Origin of the sequence: Terriglobus sp. YAF25, assembly GCF_052113305.1 — a bacterium.
Classification (GTDB): domain Bacteria; phylum Acidobacteriota; class Terriglobia; order Terriglobales; family Acidobacteriaceae; genus Terriglobus.
This window is the reverse complement of the sequence record NZ_JBFRCY010000546.1, coordinates 1-3,217: the sequence shown is the minus strand read 5'-3', so window position 1 is coordinate 3,217 and position 3,217 is coordinate 1. Positions and strand designations below refer to the sequence as shown.

Annotated in this window: 4 protein-coding genes; all 4 read right to left on the bottom strand. The window is 56.5% G+C overall.

Features of this window, described 5'->3' with window-relative positions:
- Window positions 1–167: 167 nt before the first annotated feature.
- Entirely contained in the window at window positions 168–1,208 is a 1,041-nt protein-coding gene (locus tag AB4043_RS19800; RefSeq protein ID WP_442307864.1) for a LacI family DNA-binding transcriptional regulator, read from the bottom strand.
- A 92-nt stretch (window positions 1,209–1,300) separates the two neighbouring features.
- Window positions 1,301–1,681 (bottom strand): hypothetical protein, encoded by a 381-nt coding sequence (locus AB4043_RS19795; protein WP_442302331.1) that lies wholly within the window; start codon window positions 1,679–1,681, stop codon window positions 1,301–1,303.
- A gap of 53 nt (window positions 1,682–1,734) precedes the next feature.
- The gene (locus tag AB4043_RS19790) at window positions 1,735–2,436 is read right to left on the bottom strand and encodes a response regulator transcription factor (RefSeq protein WP_442302332.1); all 702 of its coding nucleotides are present in this window, start codon (window positions 2,434–2,436) and stop codon (window positions 1,735–1,737) included.
- Window positions 2,433–3,217 (bottom strand): sensor histidine kinase (locus AB4043_RS19785; RefSeq protein WP_442307863.1); only part of this gene is annotated, 785 nt, incomplete at its 5' end. The genes AB4043_RS19790 and AB4043_RS19785, both read right to left, overlap by 4 nt.

Below are 3,217 nucleotides of genomic sequence, written 5' to 3'. Positions count from 1 at the left end.
GGCCAAGCCACCGCCGGGAGCGATCAGGAAGCTATCGGTCTTTACCTCTTCGCCAAAACGCGGCTGGTTGCGCAACTGGTAGAAGATCATGTCGGAAAAGAACTCGCCAAAGATCACCAGGTCGAACTTCTTGGCAGCGCCAGTGCGCGTCTTTCTGCCGATATTGCTCATTTCGTCTTTTTCCTTTCCGTCGCGGCCCACTCACCCGTGGAGCTCCTTGGCACTATTCGCGGAGACAGAGAGACTGAGCGCTGTGCCGTCGCATTTCCCTTTTCCCCAATGCCGCGCAGGGCAGTCTTGGCCGCCCGTTTTCCAAGCTCGCGGCAAGCAAGATCAATGCTTGAGAGAGTAAGTCCCGTTTCGCAAAGAGGCAGCGTATTGCCGCAGCCCAGAATGCGTAACTGTCGTGGAATCTCCAGGCCTGCTACCAGTGCCGCGTCTCTTACACCCATCGCCTGCAGGTCGCTGTAGGTCATCACTCCATCAGGAATCGTCTTTGCCGCCATGAGCCGCTGCATGGCTTCGTAGCCGCTGCGATAGCCGGTATCTCCCGGCTGGGGCTCCAGAATCCACTCCTGCTTTACGRCAAGCTCCGCACTTCGCATCTCTTCCAGAAAGCCGGTGAATCGCATATCCCCAATTGGAGTGCGCGGTCCGCGCAGATAGGCGATGCGCCGACATCGGTGCTCCAACAGGTGCTGTACGGCGATCTGCCCAACCTCTGTCTCCCGGATCGCAACGCTGATCCCGTTGAAGCGCGAGGGCGGATACCCCATCAATACAACGGGAACAGTTGCTGATTCCAGCACCTGGGGCAGATCGGAAGCATCACCCCGCAGGCAGAGCAGCAATGCGTCCACCTGCCTGGAAAGATGCAGCTCGACCTCACGCTCTTCCCGTTCCGCATCGCCGTCGGCGGATGTGATCACGACGCTATAGCCGTGGGGACGCACCCCCTCGTTCACGCCGGCGACTATCTGAGCCGCGGAGGGATCCTGCAACGATGGCAGCGCCAAGCCAATGGTAAAGGTCTGGCCGGTCCGCAGACCGCGTGCCGAGATATTAGGCCGGTAGTTGAGCTCCTGCACGCGCTTCAGAACACGCGCCTTGGTCTCTTCGCTGACGTCTGTCTGGCCCCGAAGGACCTTCGAGATCGTCATCTTCGACAATTTCAGATCGTCTGCGATGTCCTGAAGACGGATCGCCATGCACCAGCCCCGGATAAGGAAAGAATTGCCTCCATCCTAACCGAGATGCACGCAAACGTATGCAGATAACCTCATTTTGGTACAGCCTTCGCTCAGCGTGACGCGCTGCCGACGCTGGAAGATTGACTCTTCCGCTCGTATGCAACCGCCTTCGTGCCGGCGTCTTCGGAGCGCCGCTGGTAGTAGTCACGCAAACGATGTGCCGTCTCATAGCTGGATGGGTACTTTACCCCGGACGCATGCGTCGCCTCCTGACGCATAATCGCGTCTTCGTCGGCGGCATGCTTGTGGAAATGGAGGGATCGAGCGTGGAAGTAGTCCGCCAGCTTTTCAAAATCCGCGCTCGTATGTGCGGTCTGTGTGAGGAGCTTAGCCTGCCGGGATGAAAGATTATCTAGCTGTTGCGTATTGCCTTCGCTCCCTGCAAGAAAAACACACGCTATAACAGCCAGAACCGGGAACCGTACGAACATACAAATCTCCTTCTACCAGCCTCTCAAGAGAGCGATGAAGAAGGCATAAGGACTCACCCGGTAAGATCGTTAAAGCGGTAGCCGATGTAGTTCTCCGTCAAGATATACCTGGGGCGGGCCGGCTCATCTTCGATCTTCCGACGAAGCTGGTTCACATACGTCCGCAGATACTCACGCTCATTGCCATACTCAGGCCCCCAGACGGACGTAAGCAGGGCATGATGCGAAAGCGGGCGGCCTAGGTGGCGCATCAACAGGTGGAGAAGATCGAACTCCTTGGGCGTAAGGTGGACAGGTTCTCCGCGTTTCAGGACGCGATGCTGAATCGGATCAATCAGAATCTCAGCACTCTCAATCGAAGCCTCGCGGTCCGTCTCAATCAGCTTTGCCCGGCGAAATGCGGCGCGGATGCGCGCAAATAACTCTCCCAGGGGAAATGGCTTTGTCACGTAGTCATCCGCTCCCGCATCAAGAGCGATAATCTTGTCTTCTTCCCGGTCCCGAACAGTTAGAACAATAATCCCAAGCAAGGGATATGACTCTCTTATCCGGCGGCATGTCGCCACACCGCCCAACCCCGGCATATTCAGATCCAAAAGAACGACGTCACACGCATGCGGATGATCGCTGAGATACTCGAGGGCCTGTTCGCCACTCGAAGTCTGGATAACTTCCAGCCCCATCGCCGAAAGCGTCTTCGACAGACTCAGCCGTAACGACTCATCATCCTCCACAATCATGATGGATCTCTTCATGATTCCCCTTCCTCTTCCGTGATCGGCAACGTAATAACAAAAGTCGTGCCTTCACCTTTATCGCTCCTGATCGTGATCGTTCCTCCGTGTGCGGTCACGGCATGTTGGGCTACCGAGAGGCCGATCCCAGTACCGTTGGCGCGATGTACGACCGTCGGACTGCGATAAAACTTTGTGAAGACGAGTTGCTGTTCTTTCGGCGAGATATAAGAACCGTGATTATGAATCGAGATCGTCGCCGTGCTTCCCTGGACCGCGACCAACACTGTCACACGCACTCCTGGATCTCCGTACTTCAGCGCATTTTCAAGAATCTGTTCGAATGCAATTTTGAGAACCGCCCGATCGGCCTCGATCGTCATACGTTCCGTTTGCTGAACGATCCCGATCTTGCCAGCTGCCCGCTCTCCAAGGACAGAGATCGTCTCTTCCAGAAGGACTCTAAGATTCACGCAGGTGAGCGTCAGAACTTTGTCCCATTCCAGACGTGCAGTTCGCAGAACCTGCTCGGTGATCAGGTTGAGCCGCTCTGCTTCCTTGCGGATCAGACCCAGCAGTTCACCGCGCTGCTCTTCAGGAAGCTCCGCTACCTCAGCCAATCCCGCGCTGGCAACAGAGATTGTCGTCAAGGGCGTCTTGAATGCATGGGCCAGGCCATCGAGCACAGACGTACGAAGTTGCTCCGAAAGGCGTTCTGATTGAGCGGTTACCTCGTTCCTTAGCGCCCGTACACGTTCCAGCGAAGACGAGATGATCGACGCTACCGAGTCGACTGTAAGGG